The following is a 26,881-nucleotide window of genomic DNA, read 5'->3' as shown; positions in this document are numbered from 1 at the left end:
AGGGTTAGCGGCTGCGGCGGCCGGTGGCGGGCTTTTTGGGGGTGCTGAAGGCGGAGCGCACGCCGTAGCTGAAGGCTGCCACCTTGATCAGCGGCGAACCGACAGTGGCCGCCATCAGCGAGGACAGCGCCGAGATGTTGGCCGAGGCGTCCGAGACGTTGGAGGAGATGCCGTCAACCTTCTTCAGCTGCTCGTTGGTGGTGGTCACCGTGGCGGTGACCTCGTCCATGAGCGGGGTGGCGCCGTCGCTGAGCGAGCGGATCGTGGTCCGCATCTCGTCGAACACTCCGCCGAGCTTCAGGATGGGCACGGCGAGCAGCAGGACCAGCAGTGCAAACACCCCTGCCGCGATCAGGCCGGCAATATCGCCACCAGACATAGACACTCATCTCCTTGAACTGCAGTGGATACCTGCTCGTTGCGTCGGGTTCCGACGGATTTGGCCGGCGGTCAGAACCGGCTCCCGGGGAACTCCCCCAAGTACCTTACATACAAAGAAGCCCGCGGCGCTTGCCACGGGCTTCTTTGTAAGTGTTGCCTTTGAAATTAGCGTGCGTAGAATTCCACGACGAGCTGCTCTTCGCAGGTCACGGGGATCTCGGAACGCTTGGGGCGGCGCACCAGGCGGGCCTGCAGGGCGTCAAGCTTGACGTCCAGGTAGGCCGGAACGATCGGCAGAACGTCGCGGTGAGCGCCGGCTGCTGCAACCTGGAACGGAGGCATGGTCTCGCTGCGGCTGTGGACGTGAACCAGCTGGCCCTCGCCGACGCGGAAAGACGGGCGGTCAACGCGGATGCCGTCAACGAGGATGTGGCGGTGCACAACCAGCTGGCGGGCCTGGGCGATGGTGCGGGCGAAGCCGGCACGCAGCACGAGGGCGTCGAGACGCATTTCGAGCAGTTCGATCAGGTTTTCACCGGTCAGGCCCTTGGTGCGACGTGCTTCTTCGAAGGCACGGGTCATCTGGGCTTCGCGGATGCCGTACTGGGCGCGCAGACGCTGCTTTTCGCGCAGACGTACGGCGTAGTCGGAGTCCTGCTTCTTGCGGGCACGGCCATGCTCACCGGGGCCGTACGGGCGGCGCTCCATGTACTTGGCGGCCTTGGGGGTCAGAGCGATGCCGAGTGCACGCGAAAGGCGTGCGGTACGGCGAGCACGAGTGTTGTTAGCCACTTGTGTCCTTCCAATATCTGCGGTGTGTCAGTGTTACTGGCCTCCACGATGGAGAGCATCGGCCAACCGCTGCCTTTTGCTACTGGGCACAGGGCAACCCTCATCAAACGCGAAGTTTCGATGGATTGTGCGTCCGTGCCTTGCCAGACAACGAATCAGCCTACCAGATCCGGCCGGCGGACCGAAGTCAGATCCGGGCGTGCACTCCGCGGGCACCGCTGCGTCCGAAGGACGCCGCACCCAGGAATTCCACGGCCACGAACGGTTTTGGACCCACTACCCATTCGTCGTGGCCCGGCGGAATCGCGTAGGTGTCGTTGGCGTGGATCGTGGAGCGCAGCCCTTCGGCCGTTTCTACTTCCATTTCTCCGGATATGCAGAATCCGAGATGGTGGTGCAGGCATACGTCGGTCTGCTCGTAGGGCCTGGTGTTCTCCGACCACCGCCAGCCCGGGCCCAGGATCAGTCGGGCCACCGAGTAGTCGTTCACCGTGCAGAGGTCGAATTCAGCCTTGTCCGGGCACCGCTTCTTGTCGGGCACATCGAAGGACTTCACTGCCATGGCTGTAACGAAATTGATACTCATGGGACACTACCTGGGGACGGGGCGGGGACGCTCGCGCTGGATGATCTGGGATGGAGCGAAGCCGACTGCCGTTCCGCGGTCCGGAGTGCGAGAGCCGGCGATGTGACCGCGCTGTCCCCTGCGCCGCACGGATGGCCAGCAGATCAATGCTGACGTAATTCCACGTTAGACCTCTTGGCCCCTATGTCAACGGCGGATTCCGCGCTGCGTGCCGCGACGGACCAGCCGCTGGTCACGGGCCGTTCACTTGCCGCGGATGATCTTCCGGAGCCGCTCGAGCCGGGTGGCGATGTCGCGTTCGGCTCCGTTGGCGGTGGGCTCGTAATAGTTGCGCCCGACGAGGTCGTCCGGCGGATACTGCTGGGTGGCCACGGCATGCGGCGCATCGTGGGCGTATTTGTAGCCCTTGCCGTGACCCAGCTGTTTTGAGCCCGGGTAGTGGGCATCGCGCAGGTGGGCCGGGATGCCGTTTCCGAGCCCGGCGCGGACGTCCGCGATCGCCTGGTTGATCCCCATGTACGCGGCGTTGGACTTCGGCGCAGTGGCCAGATGCACCACGGCCTCAGCGAGGATGATCCGGCCTTCCGGCATGCCGATCAGTTGGACGGCCTGGGCCGCCGCGACGGCGGTCTGCAGCGCCGTCGGGTCCGCCATGCCGACGTCCTCGGCCGCGGAGATTACGATCCGGCGGGCCACGAACTTGGCGTCCTCACCGGCCTCCAGCATCCGGGCGAGATAGTGCAGGGCGGCGTCGACGTCGGAACCCCGGATCGACTTGATGAACGCGCTGGCGACGTCGTAATGCTGGTCCCCGGCCCGGTCGTAGCGGACGGAGGCGACATCCAGGGCCCGCTCCGTGTGCCGCAATTGGATCGTGACGGGCTCCGCCGTTCCCGCGCCGGCGGCTGTGTCGGTATCGACTGCGTCGATGTCGTCCGCGTCGCCGAAGGCGACGCCAGCCGCGGCTTCGAGGGCCGTCAGGGCCCGGCGGGCGTCGCCGCCGGAGAGCCGGACAAGGTGCGCCAGGGCTTCGGCGCTGAGCTCGGCCTTGCCGTTCAGTCCACGGACATCCGAAACGGCCCGCTGCAACAGGCCCTCGACGTCGGCGTCGGTGAGAGGTTTCAGGGTCAGCAGCAGCGAGCGGGACAGCAGCGGGGACACGACGGAAAACGACGGGTTTTCGGTGGTAGCAGCCACCAGCACCACCCAGCGGTTCTCGACGCCGGGAAGCAGCGCGTCCTGCTGGGCCTTGTTGAAGCGGTGGATCTCGTCGAGGAAAAGGACGGTGGTGGTCTTGAAGAGGTCGCGTGCGGTCAGCGCCTCATCCATCACGCGGCGGACGTCCTTGACGCCGGCGGTGATGGCGGAGAGCTCGACGAATTTCCGTCCGGGGCCCTTGGCAATGACATGGGCAAGGGTGGTCTTGCCGGTGCCGGGAGGACCCCAGAGAATCACAGAGCTCGGCCCGGCGGGGCCGGTCGCGTCGGAGCCGGCAGCCAGCTGGCGCAGCGGGGAGCCCTGGCCGAGCAGGTGCTGCTGGCCCACCACGTCATCGAGGGTGCGCGGCCGCATCCGGACCGCGAGCGGGCTCCGCGGCGAGGCTGACCCGGCGCCAGACCGAGCTTGGCCCCGGGCGTGGCCGGAATGGTCGGCGCCGCCGTTGCCATCTTCGCCGGGGTCGTCAGTTCCGTCGGCGTCGTCCCGCCCTGCGCCAAAGAGATCATCCACATAGATAGGCTACTTCTAGTTCCTGCCCGCCCTGCCATCATCACTTCTCACCCCTGCAACGGAGAGCCTGCCATGTCCAGCCCCGAGACCCGAGTGGCCTTCGTCTCCGGCGACAGGCTGCCCGGCTGGGTGGACCGCTTCGCCGCGAGCCACGGCGCCCTGGTGGAGGAGGAGCTCGACGCCGGCCTGCAGCTGCGCGCCGCGGACGGCGCCGTGGCCGTGCTCCGGGCGCCCTGGCCCGTGGACGGCCGGCCCGGGAGCGGCCACGACGCCGTCTCGCGGCTGGCCTCCCTGGCCGGGCAGCCCCGGAGCATCGGTGCCGTACTGGTCCGGCGCGGCGGATACTCGGTGGCTGTGGTCAGTGCCGGCGCCGTGCTGGCCTCCAAGACCGGCACGCGCCACGTCCAGTCCCGGACGGCTGCCGGCGGCTGGTCCCAGCAGCGCTTTGCCCGGCGGCGAGCCAACCAGGCCGACGCCCTCGTGGAGGCAGTCGCCGAGCACGCTGGAAGGATCTTCGCAGAGCACCGGGTCGAATACCTGGCGCCGGGCGGCGACCGGACGCTGTCGGACCTGGTGCTCGCCGAGCCCGTGCTAAAACGCTACGCCGGCCTGACGCGGCTCGCTTTTCTGGACGTCCCGGATCCACGGGCCGCGGTCCTGAAGAAGGCCGCCGCGGAGCTGTGCTCGGTGCGGATCCTGGTCACCGACCCGCAGTAGCGGTTCCTGCCGCGCAGTTCCCGACCTGCCGGCTTCGGTTCTTTGCTACATCTTTTTTTGCGTGTCCCTGCCGCTTCAGGGCCCGACGGCTCCGGCCGGGCGCGGGGCAGCCGGAAGGCGCTGACCTTGGCTTCCACCGGATGACCAAGTAGTTCGCCAGGGTCCCCGGCCACCACCTGAGTACACGCCATTGCCTGGCGCCGCGCGAAGTCGAGTAATTCTTACTCGTTTCCCTTGCATTTTACCGCCCATAGACTCAAACGCATCCTTTGTCACTGAAATCAATCGCTAATGGGGAATTCAATGTGCAACATTGACCATCCGATTCCCAGAATGACAAATACGGAATCATCTCCCACCGCACTCCGCGTTTACAACGGCAGAATACGCAACGCACAGGATGCGACCGGCCGTGAATAACCTACAACGCCGGCGCTTAATAGCGCTCATTCTGGCGTTTCTTATTCCCCTGAATTTTATCGTGGGCGCCGTTGCCGTGGCGGCCGACGCCGTCAATCTCGTGAGGAACTCGTCTCTTGAGGAGGGTACCGTGGACGCCACTTGCTTCAAGCGGGCCGGCTGGGGAACCGAAGGCAACTGGAACTTCGTCGAGGGTCGCCTCGGCGGCAGGGCAGCCTCCGTCACCCTCCAGGGCCATACGGCGGGCGATCGCAAGCTCGTCCAGGCGGAAAGCGCCCAATGCGCGCCGGCCGTGGTCCCGGGCCACAGTTACACCATCCAAGTCTGGTACAAGTCCACGGCGCCGGCGTCGCTCACCCTGTTCCGCCATTCCGCCCAGGGCTGGAGCTACTGGGGCGACATCCAGCAGCAGGCACCGGCAGCAGGCTGGACCCTCGCCACCGCCACTACACCCACGATCCCCGACGGAACGGATTTCCTTAGTTTCGGGCTATCGCTGGGAATTGACGGAACTCTGGCAACCGACGACTATTCCCTGACGGAAATCCAAGCTCCGACAAATAACACCAGTGAATTGATAATCAACGGAACTCTCGCAGACGGAACTCCTACACCGGCGTGCTTTATGACGGCCGGCTGGGGAAACCGGCAAATAGCAAGCTCGCTCTCAAATGACGTCCCGGCGAATTCACCCGCCGGAGCGCGATCCTTTGCCATAAACGTCACGGCCTATCAATCCGGAGACGCAAAACTCATCCAATCGGACGCGCCGGGCTGCGCACCCGCCGTCACGCCAGGGGAGCAATACGACCTCAAAGTCGATTACAAGTCCACCGCGGCGGGTCCGTCCGGCCTGACCGTCTTCAGCCACACTGCCAACGGCTGGCAGTACTGGACCGATCTCAAGGAGTTGCCGCCGGTTTCCGGCTGGACAACGGGCCAGGCACGTACTCCGTCGATCCCCACCGGCGTCGACCGGATTTCCCTCGGGGTGTCCATCGCCGGCAACGGCACCTTGTCTACCACCAACTACTCGCTGACCAAATACGACACCGCGGGGCCGGATCCTGTGGGCGGGCCGGATGCCGTCGGATCCTGGGAAACCCTTTCCGCCCAAATGCCCGTGCGGGCGCTGCATTCCACGCTGCTCCACGACGGACGCCTGTTGCTGATCGCCGGTTCGGGCAACGACGAGACGAACTTCAATGCAGGCTCGTTTCGGGCGGTGGTCTGGTCACCCACAACGAACGAATTCAAGAACATCCCCGTGCCCTACGACATGTTTTGTGCCGGCCACGTAACCCTCCCGGACGGGAAAGTGCTCCTCGCCGGAGGCACCCAGGCGTTCCCCACCGCCAACGTGGGGCCGACAACCTTCCAGGGATCCAAGAAGAGCTACTACTTCGACCCGGCCGACGACACCTTCCATCAACTGGCCGACATGGCGGGGGCCCACTGGTACCCGTCGCTGACCAAACTTGGCAACGGCGATATCTGGTCCGCCGGCGGGCTCGACGAAAAGGCGCAGGGCACCGTCTTGACGGAGATGTTCGACACCTCCGCCATGAGGTGGCTGCCGCAGAACCAGGTGCCGCAGACGTGGAGCTTCTGGGGCACCTACCCGCACATGTTCCTCCTCGAAAACGGCAGGATGTTCTACTCCGGGGGCCACACCTTCGGCAACGGGCTGCCGGGGACGGGGTCGTCGATCTACGACTGGACCACCGCACAGATCTGGGACGTTCCCGGGCTGCGGCAAAAGGATCTCAGGGACCAGGCCGGCTCCGTTTTCATTGGTCCGGTCCAGGACCAGAAACTCATGATCGTTGGCGGCGGCAACGCCGACGGCAACACGCCCGGCATCAACCTCGTGGACATCATCGACCTCAAACAGCCGAGCCCCCACTACGTGCCCGGACCGGATCTCCCGGGACCCGGCAAAATGTACGTCAATGTCCTCAACCTGCCCGACCGCTCCGTGCTGGCCGCGAACGGCGCACAGTTGAACCGTTCCGGAAACATCCAGACGGCTGCCATCTACACGCCGTCGACGAACTCCTGGAAGACGGTGGCGGCGGACCCTGTGGGCCGCAACTACCATTCGACGTCCATTCTCCTGCCGGACGGCCGCGTGGCGGTCATGGGCTCCAATCCGCTGGATAATTCTTTCGAAGAAAGGATCTCGGTCTACAGCCCGCCGTACCTGTTCAAGGGGACCCGGCCGGCCATCACCTCGGCTCCGGGCCAGGTTGGCTACGGGCAGAATATGCAGATCGGTGTGACGGGCGATGTCACGGCCGCCTCGCTCATCCCGCCGATGTCCCAGACGCATCAGACAGACACCAACGCGCGAGTCATCGACCTTCCGTTGGCAGGCACGGGCGCGGGCCGCACCGCGCAAATCCCCAATAATCCGAACCTCGTGCCGCCAGGGCCATACATGCTCACCGTGTTGTCCGCTGACGGAATCCCCAGTGTTGCCCGTTGGGTGTGGGTCTCATGACGCGCCACAAGGAAACGTCAGCACGCGGGGCACGCGCCGTCGTCGCCCTGACGACAGCGGGCCTGGCAGCCGCGGCGGCCATGGTGTGGGGCGGGATGTCCGCCGTCGCCACCGTCGCCACCGTCAGCGCCGTCAACGCCGCTCCGCGCGCGAGCCAAATACCAGCGGCTGCCGAGCCGGACCAAGCGCCCACAGGCGCCCGGCCGGGGCCGTCCGCCACTACATCCGCCACCACGGCCCCTACCAAGGGCACCACCGGCTCGGGCAACGCACCGAAACTGGGACCCATTCCCCCGGTTTCCGCCGGACCAAAGGCGTCCCAGTCGGCAGGCGACTCACCCGAGGTCTCCCTGGCTGAGGCGGCCCGGGCGGAAACCGGTGCGGCCGCCTCCTTGCCGGAGGGCGGCAATGCCACGGGCCTCAAGCAGCGGGGCCCCGTTGACCCGGCGGCGGTACTGACCGATTCGAGCCTGTCCCTGGGCGGTTGTCTCCCCCAGTACGGCTCCGACGGACAGTGCCTTCCCGCCATTCCGCCGAGCATGAGCCGGCATATGAAGGAGATGAAAGACACGGGCCTTGATCCCGGGTCCATGCCGCATTCCTGGACCTGCACCGAGGTCCGCACGTACTTCAAGAGTGGACTGTCAGTGCGCAAAGCGCATGTCGATCCGCAAAAGCTCGACGCCAACCACGACGGCGTCGCCTGCGGTGCGGCCGACTAGCCACCCCGCCCGTTCCCGGATCCGCCTGCGGTCCGGCTGACTACCCACTCCGGCTGACGATCCCGCCCGTTTCCGAGATCCCCTGCGTCCACCCACCCCATTGGAGCTCCGTCATGTCCGCTACCTTGCTGGCCAGCGCCCTCGTCCTCATCATCGCCCTGGCGCTCTTTGCCATCGCCGTGTCCACCCTCTACCTGAACACCTACGCATGGTGGGACCCCAAGACGCAGGTGCGGACGTCCTACTCCGGCCTTCAGTCGAGGGAGGGGCATTCGTTTTCCCTGATCATGCCGTGCCGGAACGAACGCGAAGAGGTCATGCGGGCCACCTTGGCGGCGCTCCTGGCGCAGACCCATTCGCGCAAGGAGATCATTATCTCGGTCGGACATGACGACACGGCGACGGTGGAAATCGCGCACCGGCTCGCCCGGGAGTTTCCGGAGTTCGTCCGGGTCAGCGTGGATATCAGCGAGAGGAAGAACAAGCCACGGCAGCTGAACAAGGCGCTGTCGCTGTGCCGCAACACCGTGGTCGGGGTTTTCGACGCCGAGTCGATCGCCGCGGAAGAACTGCTGGCCCATATCGACAGCGTCTTCACCACCAAGAACGCCGACGTCGTCCAGGGTGCCGTACAGCTGATCAACTACAAGGACACGTGGTATTCGCTGCGCAACTGCCTTGAGTACTTCACGTGGTTCCGGTCCAGGCTGCACGCCCATTCCCGGCAGGGATTCATTCCCCTCGGCGGCAACACCGTGTTCATTAAGCGGGAACTGCTGACAGCGGTAGGCGGATGGGACGGCTCCTGCCTCGCCGAGGACTGCGATCTCGGCGTGCGCCTGTCGACGCTCCGCCGCAAGATCGTGGTGGCCTATTCCCCGCAATTGGTCACGCGTGAGGAAACGCCCGACAGCCTGTCCGGCCTGATCCGGCAGCGCACCCGCTGGTCCCTCGGATTCATGCAGGTTTTCGCAAAGGGCGACTGGAAGGCCCTGCCGTCCCGGCGGATGCGGACCATCGCCTGGTGGACGCTGATGCAGCAGCATTTCATGGCACTGGCCGGGGTCTGCATCCCCATCGCAATCGCCGCGGCGATCTGGGGCAAGTTTCCGCTCGTGGTCACGCTGGTCACCTTCCTGCCGCTGATACCCACGCTCGTGACTGTGGCCTTCGATGTCTGCATGCTCCACGAATTCGGCCGCGACCATAAGTTCGCCATCAGCTGGTACGACTACTTCCGGCTCATTGCCGGCACTCCCCTGTACCAGATGGTCCTGGCGTTCGCGGCCCTGCGGGCTTTGTTCAAATTCGTGCGCCGCGATTTTGCCTGGGAAAAGACCGACCATTCCGGATCCCACCTGGCCTACCTCCTCCCCGGCGCTGCCGAACCCGCACGCCACTAGCACCCAATTTGCGTTTCAACGGCTCCCTTAGGAGGCAGTCATGGCAACCACGGAACTAAAACCCGATCAACCCGAGGCGGCGGCCCGCGAGCGGAGCGCAAGGGCCGAAAGCGCGCCCAAACACCGCGGCACGGCGCACGGCGCCCCGTTCAGCCTGAGATACCTCCCGCTATGGGACAGGACCGCCCTCGCCGCGTTGACGGTCACCGCGGCAGTGCTCAGCCTGTGGAACCTCGACGGCGCGCCGAGCTACCAGGACGACGAAGGCACCTACACCTCCCAGGCCTTCGCCGTGCACTCGGGGACCCTGGCCCCCTACACCTACTGGTATGACCACCCGCCGCTGGGATGGATCCAGATAGCGGCACTGAACTGGCTTCCAAATCTGCTCGGACTCGGCGACGGCACCACCATCGGTGCCACCAGGTACGTGATTTCGGTGTACTTCGTCGCCAGCGCGGTGCTGCTCTACATGGTGGCCCGCCGGCTGGCCATGCGTATTCCATTCGCGGCCCTGACCACGGTGCTCTTCATCCTGTCCCCGCTTTCCCTTGTGCTCGGACGACAGATCTACCTCGACAACATCGGTGTGCCTTGGCTCTTGCTGGCTTTCTACCTTGCGTTGTCCTCGCGGGACGCGCTGTGGCACCATGTGGGAGCCGGGATCTGTTTCGCGATCGCCGTGCTCTCCAAGGAAACCCTGTCCATCTTCGGCCCCGCCCTGCTGCTCGCCCTGATGTACCGGCCCAAATGGAGCAACCGGTCATTTTCGGTGGTCGGCTTCCTCACCGCCGGCGGGCTGCTGCTGGCCTTCTACCCGCTGTCGGCACTGCTTCGGAACGAGCTCCTGTCCGGACCCGATCACGTCTCACTCCAGGACGCCCTCGCCTACCAGCTCCTGAACCGTTCGGGCTCCGGCACCATCTTCGAGGCCGGCTCCAGCCGCGCGGAGTTGCTCTCCGGCTGGCTCTACTTTGACAAGTACCTCATCGCCGCCGGACTGGCCGCCGCCGTCGTCTGCCTGCTGCGCCGGCAGTCCCGGATTCTCTTCATCGCCATCGCCTCCTTCGCCACACCGGTGGTGCTCGGCCAGGGCTACCTCCCCGCGATGTACATCATCGGTGTGATCCCGTTCCTCGCCCTGGCGTGCGGGTCGGCCGTGGATATCACCTGGGGCGGCGTGGAAAGACTCGCCCGCCGCGCGCCAGGCCTGACCCGGCCCCTGCGGGCGGCTTTCGTCGCCGTACTGTCGGCGTCTTTGCTCCTGATGTCGCTGCCGCAATGGTTTGAACAGGACAGGACCCTCCTGACCGCCCAGACCAACTCCAACTGGCGCAGCGCCATGACCTGGGTCCAGGACAACGTCTCACGCAGCGAGGTCGTGCTCGCCCCCTACTCCATGTGGCACGACCTGAATTCAAGTGGGTGGAACAACGCCTGGACCATGATCGCCACCGAGAAGCCGGACCTCGACAAGCAGTTCGACATCGAACGGCCCGGCGGGTGGCGGGCAATCCGCTGGGTCATCGTCGGCCCGTCCGTCACGGCCAACATCGACTCCCTGGGGCTGACCCGGGTGAAGACAGCCCTGCAGAATTCCGAGGAAGTCCAGACATTCGGCGAATGGAGCGTACACCGCGTCACCAATCCTCCGTCCAATTAGGACGCAGACCAAAAGGACGGCAGTCATGAAACTTTCAGTCATCGTCCCCACGCGCAATGAGGCGCCGAACGTCCAACAATTGATCAGCCGGGCTGCCGAGGCATGCCGCCAAATCGACGCCGAACTCGTGTTCGTTGACGACTCAGCGGACAACACCCGGGACGTCATTGCCGCCGCCGCGGCGGCGGCACCAATGCGCATCAGGGTGATCCGCCGGGAGGCGCCCGCGGGCGGCCTGAGCGGAGCCGTCGTGGATGGCGTGCGGTCCAGCGACGCGGAGTTCTGCATGGTGATGAGCGGCGATCTCCAACATCCGCCGGAACTCATCCCGGCCCTGCTCGCGGAGCTTGAAGACAACGACGCGGACATCGTGATCGCCTCGCGCTACGGGGCCGGCTGCAGCGGCCGCGGCCCGAACCGGGGCGGGAGCAGAGGCGGCGGCCCGAACCGGGGAGGCGGCGGCGTGGCCGCCTGGTCCCGCCGTGTGATCTCTGCCGGGGCCACGCGCATCACGCTGGCGCTGTTTCCCTTGCGGCTGCGCGGCTGTTCCGATCCCATGACCGGGTTCTTTGGCCTGCGGCGCTCCGCCATTGAGTGCAGCGCACTACGGCCCAGCGGGTTCAAGATCCTGCTGGAAATCCTGGCCCGGCACCAACTCAGGGTGTCCGAGGTTCCGTTCACGCCCGGGCCGCGGACCGCCGGCAAGTCCAAGGCGGGAGTGGGCCAGGGGTTGCGCTTCCTCCGGCAGCTCGGCGAGCTGCGCGCCGGAACGGCCTTGCTGTTTGCCGCCGTGGGGGCAGTCGGGGCCATGCTGAACCTCTTGATCATGGCCTTCCTGCTCTCCAACGGAACGCACTTCGTCGCGGCCGCCGTCGCGGCCGCGGAAGTCACGATTGTCTCGAACTTCCTCATGCAGGAAAACATTGTCTTCGGGACCCTGCCGCACAAGGCCAACGGCTTGCGGACCCGGTTTGGGCAATCGTTCTGTTTCAACAATCTGGAGGCCCTGGCCCGGCTTCCGGTCCTGATGCTGGCAGTGAACGTCCTGAACATCGACGCCGTCCTGGCGCAGGCCGCGACGCTCGTGGCGGCGTTCGTGGTGCGGTATTTGTACCACTCGAGGATTGTGTATTCGGCGGGGCCCGGGCGCACTCGCGCCGCCCCGACGGAACTGGACAGCAAGGCCCTGGCGAACGGCGGGGGGTTCGCCAGCGGCCGCATCCGCCTCCGCAGCCTCTGGGGGCGTGGCCTCGGGACGCGCGGCCTCGGGGCTGGGCACGCCGGCGAGGGAACGTGACGCCTGCCGGACGGCCCGGGCTAGCAGCCGGTCAGGTGCCGCTTCGGTCTTTCCTGCCGGTAGAGGTACCGGCCGGCTTCGCGGAAACCGGCGTGGGCGTACAGGCTCCGGGCACCGGCGTTGGATGCCATCACCAAAAGCCAGTACCCGGCCACGCCGCGAGCCCCGCCCTCACGCAGCAGTGCCCGGATTATCCGGCCGCCATGGCCCAGCCGCCGCGCATCCGGACGCGTGGCCATGCAGTACAGGCCACCCCACGTGGGCCCGGTTGGTCCTGCGGGCCCGGTGCTGGGCAATGCGAGCCGCGCGACGGCGGCGGGCGTACCGCCGTCGTCCCGCACCAGGGCGTAAAGGGCCGGGCACCCGGCCAGGATGCGGCGCGCCACGGCGAGCTCGTCGGTTCCCCCGCGGCCGTCGACGCTCCACCACAGGTCCAGCCACTCCGCCGACGGCTCGGAGGAGATTTCCACGGCGGGGTCCGAGCCGCCGGAATTAGCCCTGGAATCTGCGCTGGAATCTGCCCAGGGCTCCGCCCCAGACCGACGGACCAGGACCAGGGTTTCGGACTGCCGGGTGAATCCCTCGTCATCGAGCACCGCCTGCAAGGCCGCCTGGCGCGGGCCGTCAAAGATTTGGAAGATCAGCGGAAGCCGGCGCTTCCGGTACCAAAGCCGCGCCTCCCGGAGTGCGGCGAGCTGCCGGTGCGGGTCGTCACCGCCAAGATCCCGCGGCCAGACCGAGTTTGCCCGCTGTGTCACGCCGGAGGCCGCCCGAAGCACCCAGCCGCCGGACTCCGCCCGTTCCGCGGCCGGCCATGCAGCATCCATCAGCGGCTCCAGCCCCGGGATGGTTTCGGAGTAGGCTTCCGGACTAGCTTCGGGACTACCTTCAGGGCTCGATTCGGCGTCTGTTGCGGGGTGCGGGTTCAGTGCCATCAAGGTTCTCTCCATCCGGAACGAATGCGGCCGATTATGAAAGCAGCAGGGGCTCTCCGGTTGCCCGGGGAGCCCCTGCCGCTCATGCTGATGCTGCTGGCTTAGTTCTTGCCGTCCTCGGGCTTCTTCTTGGCGGCCTCCGGCTTGAAATCGACGCCGGCTTCCTTGCGCTGCTGCGCCGTGATGGGAGCGGGAGCCTGGGTCAGGGGGTCGTAGCCGCCGCCGGACTTCGGGAACGCGATGACGTCGCGGATGGAATCCACGCCAGCCAGCAGGGCAACCACCCGGTCCCAGCCGAACGCGATGCCGCCGTGCGGAGGAGCGCCAAACTTGAAGCCCTCCAGGAGGAAGCCAAACTTGGTCTGCGCGTCTGCCTTGTCCAGGCCCATGAGCTCGAAGACGCGTTCCTGGACGTCGCGCTCGTGGATACGGATCGAGCCGCCGCCGATCTCGTTGCCGTTGCAGACGATGTCGTAGGCGTAGGACAGTGCCGACTCGGGATCCGTGTCAAAGGAGTCCATGAACTCGGGCTTGGGCGAGGTGAACGCGTGGTGCACGGCGGTCCACTGCCCGGCGCCGACGGCGACGTCGCCGGAGGCAACCGCCGCGGCCGCCGGTTCGAACATCGGCGCGTCCACGACCCAGCAGAAGGCCCAGTCAGCCGGGTTAATGAGACCGGTACGGTGGCCGATCTCCACGCGGGCAGCGCCGAGAAGCGCACGGGACGGGGTCTTCTCGCCAGCTGCGAAGAAGATGCAGTCACCGGGCTTGGCACCGACGGCGTCGGCGAGGCCCGCACGCTCGGTGTCGGTGAGGTTCTTGGCGACAGGACCGGCCAGCTCGCCGTCTTCCTTGTACAGGACGTATGCCAGGCCCTTGGCGCCGCGCTGCTTGGCCCATTCCTGCCAGGCGTCGAGGGCTCGGCGGGCCTGGGAGGCGCCGCCGGGCATGACGACGGCACCGACGTAGGGCGCCTTGAAGACACCGAAGTTGGTGTCCTTGAAGAATTCGGTCAGCTCGGTGAGCTCCTGGCCGAAGCGCAGGTCCGGCTTGTCCGAGCCGTAGCGGCCCATGGCGTCGTGGTAAGTGATGCGCTGGATCGGCGTCGGAATCTCGACGTCGATCAGCTTCCACAGTGCTTTGACGATGTTCTCGCCCAGGCTGATGATGTCGTCCTGCTCCACGAAGCTGGCCTCGATGTCCAGCTGCGTGAATTCCGGCTGGCGGTCCGCACGGAAGTCTTCATCGCGGTAGCAGCGCGCAATCTGGTAGTACTTTTCGAAGCCGCCCACCTGCAGGAGCTGCTTGAACAGCTGCGGGGACTGCGGCAGCGCGTACCAAGAACCGGGCGCGAGGCGTGCGGGGACCACAAAGTCGCGGGCGCCTTCCGGCGTCGAACGTGTCAGCGTGGGGGTTTCGATCTCCACATAGCCGTCCTGGTGGAGCATCTCGCGGGCAACGCGGTTGGCTTCCGAACGCAGGCGCAGGTTGCGGGCGGGGCCGGGGCGGCGCAGGTCCAGGTAACGGTGCTTCAGACGCGCTTCCTCGCCCACCTCAACGTGCTCGTCGATCTGGAACGGCAGCGGATCGGAGGTGTTGAGGATGGTGACCTTCTCGGCCATGACCTCGATCTCACCGGTGGGAAGCGCCGGGTTCTCGTTGCCCGCGGGGCGCTGGGAGACCGTGCCGACAATCTGCAGCACGTACTCGTTGCGCAGGCCGTGGAAGACTTCTTCTTCGCGGACCACAACCTGGGCGACGCCGGACGCGTCGCGCAGGTCAACGAATGCGACACCACCGTGGTCACGACGCCGGCCGACCCAGCCGGCGAGGGTTACGGTTTGTCCAATGTGCTCGGAGCGAAGCGATCCGAGGTCATGTGTGCGCAGCACAGCATTCCTTTCAGCGGAAAATCAAAAGTGACATTCAAAAAAAGAGAAGTTCAATAGGATCGCTTCAGGAACGATCCCGTTCGAGTTTACCCGTTGGAAAGGCCCCTCCCGCCATGGCAACCCGGCACAACGGAACCCAGCCCGGTGACCAGCCCGGTGACCGGTCAGCCCCGCAGCAGCCGCACCAGCGGCTGCAGCGCCGGCTCGGCGTGTTCGATTCCACAGCAATCGGCCTGGGTTCCATGCTCGGCGCCGGCGTGTTCGTCGTGTTCTCCCCCGCCGCCGCCCTAGCCGGGCAGCTGCTGACCCTCGCCGTGGCTGTCGCCGGCGTCATCGCCTACTGCAACGCCGTCGCGTCGGCGCAACTGGCGGCCAAATACCCTGCCAGCGGCGGTACTTATGTCTATGGGCGCCGGCAGCTCGGCGAGTGGCCCGGCTTCATAGCGGGCTGGGGATTCGTTACGGGCAAAACTGCGTCCTGCGCGGCAATGGCGCTGACGTTCGGGCACTACGTCGCGCCGGCCTACGCCACGCCGCTGGCGGTGGCCGCCGTCGTGGTTCTCACAGGGGTTAACCTCCTCGGGATCACCCGGACCGCGCTGCTGACCAGGGTCCTGCTGGCCGTGGTGCTGGCCACTCTCGTCTTCGTCGCCGTGGCGTCGCTGCTGGGTCCGCACCCGGAGGGCGCCCCCGCGGTGTCGGCGGCGCCGGCTTACCCTGCTGCGCCCGCCGGCGGCTGGGGCGTCCTTTCCGCGGCCGGGCTGATGTTCTTCGCCTTCGCGGGCTATGCGCGGATCGCCACCCTGGGTGAGGAGGTCAAGGACCCCGCGCGCACCATCCCGCGGGCCATTCTGGCCGCGCTGGCCGGCGCCTTCGTGATCTACTTTTGCCTGGCCGCCCTCCTGCAGTGGCACCTGCCGCCTCAGCAGTTGGCGGGTTCGACGGCGCCGCTGCTGGACGCGGTGGCGGTCTCGCAGCTCAGCGCCGGTGTTCCTTTCGTCCAGGCCGGGGCGGCGGCCGGCTGCCTTGGCGCGCTGCTGGCCCTGATCACCGGGGTCGGCAGGACCACCCTGGCGATGGCCCGGGAACGTGACCTGCCCGCCCCGCTGGCGAGGCTTGGCGGCACCCACACCGTCCCGGTGGTCGCGGAACTGGCCGTCGCCGCCGCCGTCGTCGTCCTGCTGCTGAGCACCGACGTGATGACCGTGGTCGGATTTTCCAGCTTCGGGGTGCTGATCTATTACGCCGTGACCAACGCCGCGGCCTTCACCCTTTCCGGACGCCCCTGGCATGCGCCGCGCTGGCTCCATGTGCTGGGCTTCCTCGGCTGCCTGGTCCTGGCCGTCACCCTGCCGCCGGCCTCCATGCTGGTCATGGCGGCGGTGCTGGCCGCCGGGGTGGCCGGGCGGTTCCTCGTCGTGCGGGTGCGCAGGACCCGAGAAAACACCAGGCCTCCCCGAACAACCAGGACTCCCCCGAATAGCTAGCGCGCGGCGGTTACGCGCACGTGCAGGTCCTCCTCGGAGGGCATCCACGCATCCGGGTCGGCGTCGTACTGCTCGCCCGTGCGGATGTCCTTGACCTGGTGCTTGCCGTCGTCGTCGGTGAACCAGACAAACGGAATGCCGCGACGGTCGGCGAACTTGATCTGCTTGCCGAACTTCTCGGCCTTCGCGGCGACCTCCGTGGCGATGCCCCGACCGCGCAGCTGCGCCGCGACATCCTGCGCCGCACCCCAGCTGTCGTCGTTGTTGAGCGTCACCAGCACGGCGGTCGGCACGGAGCGCGTGGCCTTGGCCAGGTCCTGGCTCAGGATCCGTGACACCAGGCGCGTCACACCGATTGAGAGTCCGACGCCGGGGAATTTGCGGTTGCCCTTGCTTGCCAGCGCGTCGTAGCGGCCGCCAGAGCAGATAGAGCCCAGCTGCTCGTGCCCCACCAGAACGGTTTCCACCACGGTGCCCGTGTAATAGTCGAGGCCGCGGGCGATGCTGAGATCGGCTACCACTCGTCCCGGGGCGTGCTGGACGGCCGCCGCAATGACCTGCTCCAGCTCGTTCAGGCCTTCCTCCAGCAGCTCATTGGTGACGCCCAGCGCCCGGACCTGCTCCACGAAGGACGTGTCCTGGGTACGAATGCTGGCGAGCTTCAGGGCGGCCTGCGCCTGATCGTCAGTGGCGCCGAGTTCCTCCTTGAGCAACTCGGCCACCTTCGCAGGCCCGACCTTCTCGAGTTTGTCGATGCTGCGGAGAACGCCCGCGGTGTCTGTGAGTCCGATCCCGGTGTAGAAGCCCTCGGCCAGTTTGCGGTTGTTGATCCGCAGCAGGAAATCGGGGATGGGCAGCGCATTGAGCGCCTCCGCGATCACGAGCGCGATTTCAACGTCGTAGCGGAACGGCAGCTCGCCGTCGCCTACGACGTCGATGTCCGCCTGGGTGAACTCCCGGGCCCGCCCCTCCTGGGGACGTTCGCCGCGCCAGACCTTCTGGATCTGGTAGCGGCGGAACGGGAAGGCCAGGTAGCCGGCGTTTTCCACGACGTACCGGGCGAAGGGCACGGTGAGGTCGAAGTGCAGTGCCAGGGCGTGGGGATCGAACTTGGCCGCAGTGTCCTCATCGTCCTGGAGCCGGCTGAGGCCGTAGACCTCTTTATCGATTTCGCCCTTGCGCAGCAACTGCCCCACCGTTTCCACGGCGCGGGTCTCGATCGAGGAGAAACCATGGAGCTCGAACGTCCGGCGCAGCGTGTCCAGCACATAGAGTTCCACCAGCCGCTCCTCGGGAAGCCACTCGGGGAATCCTGACAGGGAGGCTGTGCGTGCCATGGTGAAATTTTCTCCTCTGGTTACCACTGCGGTATCTCGTTGCTACTGCAGTATCTTCGGGCTCGGTCCTCACGCGGCATTCATCTGTCGAAACGTAACGAAGATAAGCGGCAGACCGGCCAGTCGTGCATAAACTGTGTGCGGCAGTCAGTTTATGCGTTCGGCGCCCGCTTCTTCCAACGGAGCCGGCCCCGGCGGGGCTGCCGGCAGCTTGCTGCTGCTACCGCGACGGCGCCAACGGCCCGGCACGGTAGCGGCCCTACAACCAGGAGGACCTTTGGCGGCCAGTTCACGCAGCGCACGCGAGGCGAAGCGGCGCGTCCAGCAGATGGAGGCCAGGCGCGGCCTGCGCCGGGACCAGGACAAGCGCCGCAAGCGCGACAACGTGCTGGCCATCAGCGTCGGCACAGCGGCGATCGGCCTGGCCCTGGTCCTGCAGCTCACCGTCTTCGCGTCCAACCCCACCGAGGAAGAGTTCGCGGCCGTGCAGGAGGGGCTCCAGAGCCCGTCAGCGTCGGCCACACCGACAGCTGCCCCCACCAATGCCGCGAACATCCCCAAGCCGGAAACCGCCGCAGGCAAGACCTTCACGGGCGAGCTCAAGCTGAACCGCGGAGCGCTCGGCGTCGAGCTCGATGGCGCCAAGGCCCCGCAGGCGGCGGCGGTTTTCAAATCCCTCGCCGACCAAAACTTCTACAAGGGCCTCAGCTGCCACCGGCTGACCACGGCGGAGAACTTTGGCGTCCTGCAGTGCGGTTCCAAGGCCGGAGACGGCAGCAGCGACCCGAGCTACATGTGGGGCCCGCTGGAAAACACCCCGCAGGACAACAAATACCCCGCCGGAACAATCGCCGTGGCCCGGACCAGCGGGAACGCCAACAGCAACGGCACCCAGTTCTTCATTGTGTACAAGGACACCGTCATTCCGGCGGACGCCGCCGGCGGCTACACGGTGGTGGGCAAGGTGACCTCGGGGCTCGACGTGGTGGGCGGGATTGCCGCCGCCGGACTGAAGCCCGGCGCTAACGCCACCGACGGCGCACCTGCGGAACCAGTCACGATAGACTCGTTCTCACTGAAGTAACCAGCTGCGGCCCTGAAGGCCGTGGTCCCGGTATTTCCCTCCAAGCGAAAGACTTCTAGCGGTGACAGACAGTCAGAAATCCGACGAAACATTGGCAACAGCAGCTGCCAACGAGACCGAAGCCGAGGCAACCCCTGCCGAGAGTGCAGGCGCTGCAGTAGACGCTGCCGGCGAGACTGCGGCAACCGCAGCCCCAGCCGCTGCAGACGACGCCGAACCCGTCGCGCCCACCGAGGCAGCGGAACCTGCAACGCCCAACGAGGCAGCGGAACCTGCAACGCCCAACGAGGCAGCGGAACCCGCAGCGCCCACCGAGGCAGCAGCGGCGGAGCCCGCCGCGGCACCGTCGGCGGAGACGCCAGCCGAACCGGCCGCCGAGCCTGTTGCTAAAGCCGAGGCCACTGCTGCTCCGGCCCCGGCCCCCTCGCCGGCCGCGCGTCCCGCGCCGAGCCCGGCAGCGTTTGCTGCCCGGCCGAAGGCCAAGCCGTCTCCGGCCGCCCCGGCTCCCGCACCGGTGGCAGTGTCCTCCGCAGCCTCACTGGCGGAAGCAGCCCGCTGGGGCCGTGTTGAAGGCGACGGCCATGTCTTCCTGACCGTTGACGGCACGGAATACCCCGTCGGGCAGTACCCGGGAGTCAGCGCCGACGAGGCCCTGGGCTACTTTGCCCGGAAGTTCGACGACGTCGTGGCCCAGATCGTCCTGCTGGAACAGCGCGTGAGCTCCAAGGCCCCCACTGCGGACATGCAGAAGACCGTCACGCACCTACGCGAGCAGCTCGCCGAGCGGAACATGGTGGGCGACTTCCGCTCCGCCGAGGCTCGGCTGGACGCGCTGGTGACACAGATCGGCGAGCTCGAAAAGGCCGAGAAGGCCGAGCACGACGCCGTTCGCGCCGCCGAGCTTGCCGCCCGCGAGGCCATAGTGGCCGAAGCCGAGGAAATCGCCGGTCACGATCCCGCGCAGATCCAGTGGAAGACCTCCAGCGCGCGGATGAACGAACTGTTCGAGAGCTGGAAGACTGCACAGAAGAGTGGAGTACGGCTGGGCCGCAGCAACGAGGACGCGCTGTGGAAGCGGTTCCGTGCCGCCCGCACGGTGTTTGACCGGCACCGGCGCGCCTACTTCTCCCAGTTGGACAGCACCAACTCGGCAGCCAAGGCAGCAAAAGAGAAGCTGATCAACGAAGCCGAGGCCCTTTCCTCCTCAACCGACTGGGGTTTTGCCGCCGGCGAGTACCGCCGCCTGATGGATGAATGGAAGGCTTCCCCGCGCGCCAGCCGCAAGGACGACGACGCCCTGTGGGCCCGCTTCCGTGCCGCCCAGGACGTCTTCTTCACCAACCGGCAGGCAGCCAACGACGAGATCGACCAGGAATACGGTGCGAACCTGGTGGTGAAGGAAGCGCTCCTGGTGGAGGCCAACGAGCTCCTGCCGATTAAGGACCTTTCAGCGGCCAAGAAGGCACTGCAGTCCATCCGGGACCGCTGGGAAGAAGCCGGCAAGGTTCCGCGCGCCGACATGGGCCGCATCGAAGCTGGCCTGCGGAAGGTGGAGGACGCCGTCCGTCAGGCCGAGGACGAAAACTGGAAGCGCTCCAACCCTGAGACGAAGGCGCGCACCAACAGCGCCCTGACCCAGCTCGAATCCGCCATTGCCGGTCTCAAGGAAGACCTGGCCAAGGCGGAGAAGGCCGGCGACGAGCGCAAGATCGCGGCAGCCCGGGAGGCCCTCGAGGCACGCCAGGCCTGGCTCGAGCAGCTCGAGCGCTCGGCGAGCGAACTCTCCTAGGCACGCGGCACACCAGGAAGTCAGTCCAGGCCCCGTTTCGGTTATCCACATGACCGGAACGGGGCCTGTTCCATGTCCGGGGAACCGGGAACGATGGCGGGATGGTACACATGCCCCGCGCTCCCGCCGCACTTTCCGGGCCGCCTCGTTCGGGCCAGACTGGTTCGGGCCAGCGCGCTCCGGGGCCGGGACCGGGGCCAGAGCACTGCGAGCTCTACTCCCCCGGAACACTGTTCTCCTGGCCGGAGCTGCAGTCGATGGCCGCCGATGGCGTGCTGACGCAGCTGTATCAGCGGGGTTACCTGCCACCCGGGGCCCATGCCAGTCCGCAGCTGCGCGCCCGCGCCGCGTCCCTGGCGGTGGCGCCGACGATCCGGCAGCGGGTCGTGGCGGGGCGAATGACCGCGGCCTGGATCTACGGTTGCGCCGCCGAGCCGGACCGCCTGGCGCTGCTGGTTGACGCGAACCGGCGGATTTCCAGTCTGAGATCGGTGCGCGGCTGCACCTTCCACGAAGTTCGTCTGGGGCCGTTCGACGTCGTGAGCATGGGAGGCCTGATGGTGTCCAGCCCGCTGCGCACGGCAGTGGACGTGGCGTTGCACGTGGAAGCTGATCGGGCCGTGCCGGCTCTGAGGGCCATGCTGGCCCGTCCCGAGCTGGGCGTGCGTCTGCGGCTGCTCAGGGTTGCCGTCGAAGCCAGCCCGCGCGTTCCGCACAAACGGGCAGCGCTGGCGAAGCTCGCCGCCCTCGTCACACAGCCGTCGCCGCCCAATGCGGCCGGCTAGCTGCGGCGACGGTTCCCTGTGGTGCGGTACACGTCGAAGACGCCGTCGATCCTGCGGACTGCGCTGAGCACATGGCTGAGGTACTTGGGATCGCCCATCTCGAACGCAAACTTCGAGATCGCCACACGATCCGTGGACGTGTGGACGCTCGCCGCCAGGATGTTGACGTGGTTTTCCGACAGCACGCGTGTGACGTCGGAAAGCAGCGATTTGCGATCCAGCGCTTCGACCTGGATCTCCACGAGGAACACGCTGGCCTGTGTGGGCGCCCAATCCACTTCCACGATCCTGTCCGGCTGACCCATCAGGCCGCTGACGTTCGTGCAGTCGGTCCGGTGCACGGAGACGCCGGAGCCGCGCGTGACGAAGCCAAGGATCGGATCCGGCGGCACCGGCGTGCAGCACCGGGCCAGCTTCACCCAGACGTCGTCCACGCCACGGACAACAACACCGGAATCGGAGAACCGCGCCTTGCTGACCTGGGTGGGAATGGAGACTTCGGTGAGGGCGTCGTCGGGGTGCTCGTTTCCGCCGAGGCTCTCCACCAGGCGTTCCATAACGGACTGCGCGGAGGTATGGCCGTCGCCCACGCCGGCGTAGAGCCCGGAGATGTCGACGTACTTGAAGTCCTCCGCGATCGCGGCGAGGGCGTCGTGGGTCATGAGCCGCTGCAGCGGGAGGTTTTGCTTCCGCATCGCCTTGGTCAGCAGGTCCTTGCCGCGGTCAATCGCTTCCTCGCGGCGTTCCTTGCTGAACCATTGCCTGATCTTGTTCCGGGCCCGGGCGCTCTTGACGAAGTGCTGCCAGTCCTGGCTGGGACCGGCGCCTTCAGCCTTGGAGGTGAAGATCTCCACCCAGTCGCCGTGGTTCAGTTCACTGTTGAGCGGAACGAGCTTGCCGTTCACGCGTGCGCCGATGGTCCGGTGGCCCACCTCGGTGTGCACGGCATAGGCGAAGTCCACGGGCGTGGACCCGGCAGGCAGGGCCATTACCTCACCCTTGGGGGTGAAGACGAACACTTCGCGGGCGTTGATCTCAAAGCGCAGGGAGTCGAGGAACTCGCCGGGGTCCGACGTTTCCTGCTGCCAGTCCACGAGGGAGCGCAGCCAGCCCATGTCGCCGTCGCGCGGGCTGCCGGGGCCGGCGGCCGTCCGGTTCGGCTGGTCCTTGTACTTCCAGTGCGCGGCGACGCCGTACTCGGCCCGCCGGTGCATTTCATGGGTGCGGATCTGGATTTCCACCGGCTTGCCGCCGGGACCGATCACCGTCGTGTGCAGCGACTGGTACATGTTGAACTTGGGCATCGCGATGTAGTCCTTGAACCGCCCGGGCAGGGGGTTCCAGCGGGAGTGCATCGCGCCCAGGGCCGCATAACAGTCCCGGACTGAATCGACCAGGACACGGACGCCCATGAGGTCATTTATGTCGTCAAAGTCTTTGTCGCGGACGATCATCTTCTGGTAGATCGAGTAGTAGTGCTTTGGCCGTCCGGTGATCGTGGCCTTGATCTTCGCCGCCCGGAGGTCCTCGGTGATCTGGTTGCGGATGACCGACAGGTTCTTTTCGCGCTCCGGGGTCCGGTCCCCCACCATGCGCACGATTTCCTCGTACACCTTGGGATAAAGAGCAGCGAAGGACAGGTCCTCCAGCTCCCACTTGATGGTGTTCATACCGAGCCGGTGGGCCAGCGGCGCGAAGATTTCCAGCGTTTCGCGCGCCTTGCGGGCCGAGGACTCTGCCGACACGAAGCGCCACGTGCGGGCGTTGTGGAGCCGGTCGGCGAGTTTGATCATCAGGACGCGGATGTCCTTGGCCATGGCCACGACCATCTTGCGCACGGTCTCGGACTGGGCCGCCTCACCGAAGCTGACCTTGTCCAGCTTGGTGACGCCGTCCACCAGCATGGCCACTTCGGGGCCGAACTCGGCCTTCAGATCGGCCAGCGTGTAAGAGGTGTCTTCGACGGTGTCGTGCAGCAGGGCCGCGGCCAGCGTGGTGCCGCTGAGGCCGAGTTCGGCGAGGATGGTGGCCACCGCCACCGGGTGCGTGATGTACGGGTCCCCGCTCTTGCGCTTTTGGCCCCGGTGGCAGCGCTCGGCCACCACGAAGGCGCGCTGGATGAGGTCGAAATCCTCTTTGGGGTTGTTGGCACGGACCGTGCGCAGCAACGGCTCCAGGATCGGGGAGTACGCCGGGGCACCGCGGCCAGTCAGCCGGGCAAGGCGCGACCTCGTGCGTTCACGCCGGCCAGGAAAAGTCGGCCGGGCGTGCGAATTGTCGACCGGCACGGGAACATCGGGACGTCCGGGAACCACCAGGTCAGTCTGAGAACCCTGGCCTTGGCCCTTGTCCGCAGGTGCCTCCGGCACCGGCGTCGAACGTTCTTCCAATGGAGCACCTCTCGCGACCGGTCAATTATTCAAGTGTATTCCCGCAGCAGGATACTTTTATAACCGGCCGGGGTACGGCGACGGGCCGGAGGCCGTCGAATGGACGGTCTCCGGCCCGTCTGCTGGGCTGGCTTAGGGAGAGTGGCGGAGCTCAGGCCGTAGCGGGCGACGCCGGCGATGTGGTCTTGGCTGCCGCTTCGGCGCGCCTCTGTTCCACTCGCTTGGCCTGCTTGACCAGCTCAGGTTCGCCCTGCCGCAACGCGGCGTACAGCGGCGCCGCGATAAAGATCGTCGCGGCCGTGCCCACCAGGATGCCCACGAACAGCGCCAGGGACAGGTCCCGCAGCGTTCCGGCACCGAGCAGCCCGGCACCGATGAAGAGAATCGCGCCGACCGGCAGGATGGCCACCACCATGGTGTTGATGGACCGGACCAGGGTCTGGTTGATGGCGAGGTTGACCTCTTCAGCGAAGGTCCGCCGGGTGGACGCCTGCATGTCCGCGGTGTTCTCTCGGATCTTGTCGAACACCACCACGGTGTCGTACAGCGAATAGCTGAGCACCGTCAGGAAGCCGATGATGGCCGACGGCGTCACCTCGAAGTCACTGAGACCGTAAATACCGGCGGTCATGAACATCGTGACGGCCATGCCGACCAGTGCCGAGAGCGACATCTTCCACGTCCGGAAGTAGAGCGCCATCAACACGGCGGCCAGGCCCACAAAGATTGCCAGGCCCATCAGTGCCTGCTTCGTGACGTCCGCACCCCACGTGGGGCCGACGAAGGTTGAGGTGACCTCGTTATCCGTCACGCCGTAGGCCTTGGTGAGGCCTTCCTTGATCTGGAGAGTCTCGTCGTCGGTGAGCTTGTCCGTCTGGATGCGCATGGTGGTGCCTGCGACGTTGGCCACGCGCGGCACGGACCCCGATACGACGTTCTGGACGGCTTTCTCGCCGAGGGAGGCCTCGGTGGTCTTGACGTTGGAGACGGTGAACTCGGAGCCGCCGCGGAACTCGATGCCGAGGTTGAAGCCGCCCTTGGCGACCGGGATCAGGATCGAGAGCGCGACGGCGATCCCCGCGATCAGGAACCACAGCTTCCTGTAACCGACGAAGTCGTACGAGCGCTTGCCTGTGTACAGCTCATTGCCGAATGTTGAGAAGTTGACCATTTACTTGCCCTCCTTGGACGCGCTCTTGGAGGTACCGGCGAGCTGCGCCTGTTGTGCCTGGTCCTGCTTTTCGGCGAGGCGGCGTTCTGCGATGGTCATCCGGCGTTCTGCCTCGGCGGCGGCGCCGGTGTTCTTCGCGCGCACCACTCCCACGGGCTTGTCCTCCGGTGTTCGGACCCTGCCGGCGCCGCGGTACAGCGGGACGGCCCCGAGGCGCTTCGGGTCCAGACCCGAGAACCTGTGGCCTTCGCCGAAGAACTTGGTCCGAGCCAGCAGCTGCAGGGTGGGATGGGTGAACATGAAGACGACGATGAGGTCGGCGATCGCGGTGAGGCCGAGGGTGAACGCGAAGCCGCGGACGTTGCCCACTGCCACGAAGAACAGCACGACGGCGGCGAGGAGGTTCACGGCCTTGGAGGCGAGGATGGTGCGCTTGGCCCGCTTCCAGCCGTTTTCCACGGCCGAGACGAGGCCGCGGCCTTCGCGGAGCTCATCGCGGATGCGTTCGAAGTAGACGATGAAAGAATCGGCCGTTTGGCCGATCGCCACAATCAGCCCGGCGACGCCGGCGAGCGAAAGCCGGTAGTTTTCGGTCCAGCCGAGGATGGCGATGGCCAGGAACGTCAGCACCCCGGCGATCACGAGGGAGGCCACGGTCACGAGGCCAAGGGCCCGGTACTGGAACAGCGAGTAGACAAACACCAGCAGGAGGCCGATCACGCCGGCGAGCATCCCCATGCGGAGCTGCTCCCCGCCAAGGGTTGCCGAGATCTGCTGTTCGCTCTGGATTTCGAAGCTGATCGGCAGGGCACCGAAACGGAGCTGGTCCGAGAGGGCCTTGGCCGACTCCTCGGTAAATCCGCCGGTGATCTGCGGCCGGCCGTCGGTGATGACGGCGAGGGACCGTGGGGCAGAGATGACCTGGTCGTCCAGGACGATTGCGAACTGGGCCTTCGGATCCGAGCCGGTCTGGCCGCCGCCGGCGGCGTAGAACTGGTACAGGCGCTCGGTGACTTCCTTGAACTTGGCGGTGCCCTGGTCGTCGAACTGGATGTTGACGGCCCATTCGTTGGTCACGGCGCCCTGGGCGCCGCGCTGCAGCTGGAACGAGGAGGACTTGATGTTCGAGCCCTTCACCTCAACCGGACCAAGAATGTACTTGGTGGCCGGCGAGTTGGCCGACGCCGGCTCACAGGTCACCAGCGGCTTGGTCGGGTCGGAGCGCTGCTGCTTGTCCTGGGAGGGGTTGTCGCAGTCGAGCGCCTCGAACTGCTTGTAAATCTCGGGGGTAACCCAGTTCTCGTCGCTGCTGTTGGCGGGTGCCGCCGTCGGCTTCGGCAGCTGGGCCTCCGGGGTCCGGGACGCCGCGGGGACGGCTGCGCCGGGGCCGGCCTGAATAACCGGGCGGAAGTTCATATCGGCGGAGGCCTGGATCAGCGCACGGGTTTCCTTGGCAGGAGTTCCCGGGAGGCTGACGACGACGTTGCGGCCGGACTGCGTGCTGATTTCCGCTTCCGCGACGCCCGAGCCGTCCACGCGCTGGCGGATGATCGCCACGGCCTGGTTGAGCTGGTCTTCGGTGATACCCGAACCGCCCTCAACCTTGGGCGCCAGGATCATCTGGGTGCCGCCTTCAAGGTCCAGAGCGAGCTTTGGAGCCCAGCCCGCTTGGCCGGCAATCGTGCCGCCTGCCAGGACAGCCGTCATGGCGGCGATGAGTACGCCAAGCCAGACCAGCATCCTGATGGCTGAGTATTTGGGGCCAGTTCGTGCCATTGTCGATCTTTCTATTATTTACG

General features: G+C 66.4%; 20 protein-coding genes. 10 read left to right on the top strand and 10 right to left on the bottom strand.

Annotated elements, in window-relative coordinates:
• Positions 1-4: 4 nt before the first annotated feature.
• The 4 genes from M2428_RS10300 to M2428_RS10285 all read right to left on the bottom strand — a co-directional run bounded on the left by M2428_RS10300 (position 5) and on the right by M2428_RS10285 (position 3,487).
• On the bottom strand, positions 5-379 hold the full coding sequence (locus tag M2428_RS10300; protein ID WP_277525855.1) for a DUF948 domain-containing protein: 375 nt from the start codon (positions 377-379) through the stop codon (positions 5-7).
• A 167-nt stretch (positions 380-546) separates the two neighbouring features.
• The gene (gene rpsD / locus M2428_RS10295) at positions 547-1,173 is read right to left on the bottom strand and encodes a 30S ribosomal protein S4 (RefSeq protein WP_018773157.1); all 627 of its coding nucleotides are present in this window, start codon (positions 1,171-1,173) and stop codon (positions 547-549) included.
• A 187-nt stretch (positions 1,174-1,360) separates the two neighbouring features.
• Positions 1,361-1,759, bottom strand: coding sequence for a cupin (locus tag M2428_RS10290; RefSeq protein WP_277525854.1), 399 nt, complete (start codon positions 1,757-1,759; stop codon positions 1,361-1,363).
• 243 nt (positions 1,760-2,002) lie between these two features.
• Complete coding sequence (locus M2428_RS10285) at positions 2,003-3,487, bottom strand: replication-associated recombination protein A (RefSeq protein WP_277525853.1); 1,485 nt, start codon at positions 3,485-3,487, stop codon at positions 2,003-2,005.
• A 72-nt stretch (positions 3,488-3,559) separates the two neighbouring features.
• On the opposite strand from M2428_RS10285, the gene M2428_RS10280 reads away from it, so the two are divergent.
• The 6 genes from M2428_RS10280 to M2428_RS10255 all read left to right on the top strand — a co-directional run bounded on the left by M2428_RS10280 (position 3,560) and on the right by M2428_RS10255 (position 12,212).
• Positions 3,560-4,204, top strand: coding sequence for an acVLRF1 family peptidyl-tRNA hydrolase (locus tag M2428_RS10280; protein WP_277525852.1), 645 nt, complete (start codon positions 3,560-3,562; stop codon positions 4,202-4,204).
• A gap of 481 nt (positions 4,205-4,685) precedes the next feature.
• Complete coding sequence (locus tag M2428_RS10275) at positions 4,686-7,127, top strand: galactose oxidase early set domain-containing protein (RefSeq protein ID WP_277525851.1); 2,442 nt, start codon at positions 4,686-4,688, stop codon at positions 7,125-7,127.
• Positions 7,124-7,849 (top strand): hypothetical protein, encoded by a 726-nt coding sequence (locus tag M2428_RS10270; protein ID WP_277525850.1) that lies wholly within the window; start codon positions 7,124-7,126, stop codon positions 7,847-7,849. The genes M2428_RS10275 and M2428_RS10270 overlap by 4 nt, the downstream gene beginning before the upstream one ends.
• Before the next feature lie 113 nt (positions 7,850-7,962).
• Positions 7,963-9,252 (top strand): glycosyltransferase family 2 protein, encoded by a 1,290-nt coding sequence (locus tag M2428_RS10265; protein WP_277525849.1) that lies wholly within the window; start codon positions 7,963-7,965, stop codon positions 9,250-9,252.
• A 40-nt stretch (positions 9,253-9,292) separates the two neighbouring features.
• On the top strand, positions 9,293-10,915 hold the full coding sequence (locus M2428_RS10260) for a glycosyltransferase family 39 protein (protein WP_277525848.1): 1,623 nt from the start codon (positions 9,293-9,295) through the stop codon (positions 10,913-10,915).
• Between the two features lie 25 nt (positions 10,916-10,940).
• Positions 10,941-12,212: a glycosyltransferase gene (locus tag M2428_RS10255; RefSeq protein ID WP_277525847.1), complete on the top strand. Its 1,272-nt coding sequence runs from the start codon at positions 10,941-10,943 to the stop codon at positions 12,210-12,212.
• Positions 12,213-12,232: 20 nt separating this feature from the next.
• Here the strand turns inward: M2428_RS10255 and M2428_RS10250 are convergent, their stop codons facing one another.
• The gene (locus tag M2428_RS10250) at positions 12,233-13,039 is read right to left on the bottom strand and encodes a GNAT family N-acetyltransferase (protein ID WP_277525949.1); all 807 of its coding nucleotides are present in this window, start codon (positions 13,037-13,039) and stop codon (positions 12,233-12,235) included.
• A 209-nt stretch (positions 13,040-13,248) separates the two neighbouring features.
• Positions 13,249-15,039: an aspartate--tRNA ligase gene (gene aspS / locus M2428_RS10245; RefSeq protein WP_277525846.1), complete on the bottom strand. Its 1,791-nt coding sequence runs from the start codon at positions 15,037-15,039 to the stop codon at positions 13,249-13,251.
• 113 nt (positions 15,040-15,152) lie between these two features.
• Between aspS and M2428_RS10240 the strand changes: the two genes are divergently transcribed.
• Entirely contained in the window at positions 15,153-16,526 is a 1,374-nt protein-coding gene (locus M2428_RS10240; protein WP_277525845.1) for an APC family permease, read from the top strand.
• Here the strand turns inward: M2428_RS10240 and hisS are convergent.
• The gene (gene hisS, locus M2428_RS10235; protein ID WP_277525844.1) at positions 16,523-17,863 is read right to left on the bottom strand and encodes a histidine--tRNA ligase; all 1,341 of its coding nucleotides are present in this window, start codon (positions 17,861-17,863) and stop codon (positions 16,523-16,525) included. The two genes, M2428_RS10240 and hisS, sit on opposite strands and share 4 nt — an antisense overlap.
• Positions 17,864-18,140: 277 nt before the next feature.
• Here hisS and M2428_RS10230 point away from each other — a divergent pair, with 277 nt between their 5' ends.
• From M2428_RS10230 to M2428_RS10220, 3 genes are all read left to right on the top strand, one after another.
• Entirely contained in the window at positions 18,141-18,947 is an 807-nt protein-coding gene (locus M2428_RS10230) for a peptidylprolyl isomerase (RefSeq protein WP_277525843.1), read from the top strand.
• 61 nt (positions 18,948-19,008) lie between these two features.
• The gene (locus M2428_RS10225) at positions 19,009-20,736 is read left to right on the top strand and encodes a DUF349 domain-containing protein (RefSeq protein WP_277525842.1); all 1,728 of its coding nucleotides are present in this window, start codon (positions 19,009-19,011) and stop codon (positions 20,734-20,736) included.
• A gap of 101 nt (positions 20,737-20,837) precedes the next feature.
• Positions 20,838-21,521 carry a type IV toxin-antitoxin system AbiEi family antitoxin gene (locus M2428_RS10220; protein ID WP_277525841.1) on the top strand — a complete coding sequence of 228 codons (684 nt, stop codon included), beginning with the start codon at positions 20,838-20,840 and terminating at the stop codon, positions 21,519-21,521.
• Here M2428_RS10220 and M2428_RS10215 read toward each other — a convergent pair.
• The 3 genes from M2428_RS10215 to secD all read right to left on the bottom strand — a co-directional run bounded on the left by M2428_RS10215 (position 21,518) and on the right by secD (position 26,858).
• Positions 21,518-23,809 carry a bifunctional (p)ppGpp synthetase/guanosine-3',5'-bis(diphosphate) 3'-pyrophosphohydrolase gene (locus M2428_RS10215; RefSeq protein ID WP_277525948.1) on the bottom strand — a complete coding sequence of 764 codons (2,292 nt, stop codon included), beginning with the start codon at positions 23,807-23,809 and terminating at the stop codon, positions 21,518-21,520. The genes M2428_RS10220 and M2428_RS10215 overlap by 4 nt on opposite strands.
• Before the next feature lie 253 nt (positions 23,810-24,062).
• Positions 24,063-25,082, bottom strand: a complete 1,020-nt coding sequence (gene secF, locus M2428_RS10210) for a protein translocase subunit SecF (RefSeq protein ID WP_277525840.1) — start codon at positions 25,080-25,082, stop codon at positions 24,063-24,065.
• A complete protein-coding gene (gene secD, locus M2428_RS10205) occupies positions 25,083-26,858 on the bottom strand; it encodes a protein translocase subunit SecD (RefSeq protein WP_277525839.1) in 1,776 nt (591 codons plus the stop codon). It abuts the gene before it with no gap.
• Between the last annotated feature and the right edge of the window lie 23 nt (positions 26,859-26,881).

The organism is Arthrobacter sp. ES3-54, assembly GCF_029504395.1.
GTDB lineage: Bacteria > Actinomycetota > Actinomycetes > Actinomycetales > Micrococcaceae > Arthrobacter.
Note: the sequence above shows the minus strand (reverse complement) of the source record. Positions and strands in the feature narration are given on the sequence as shown.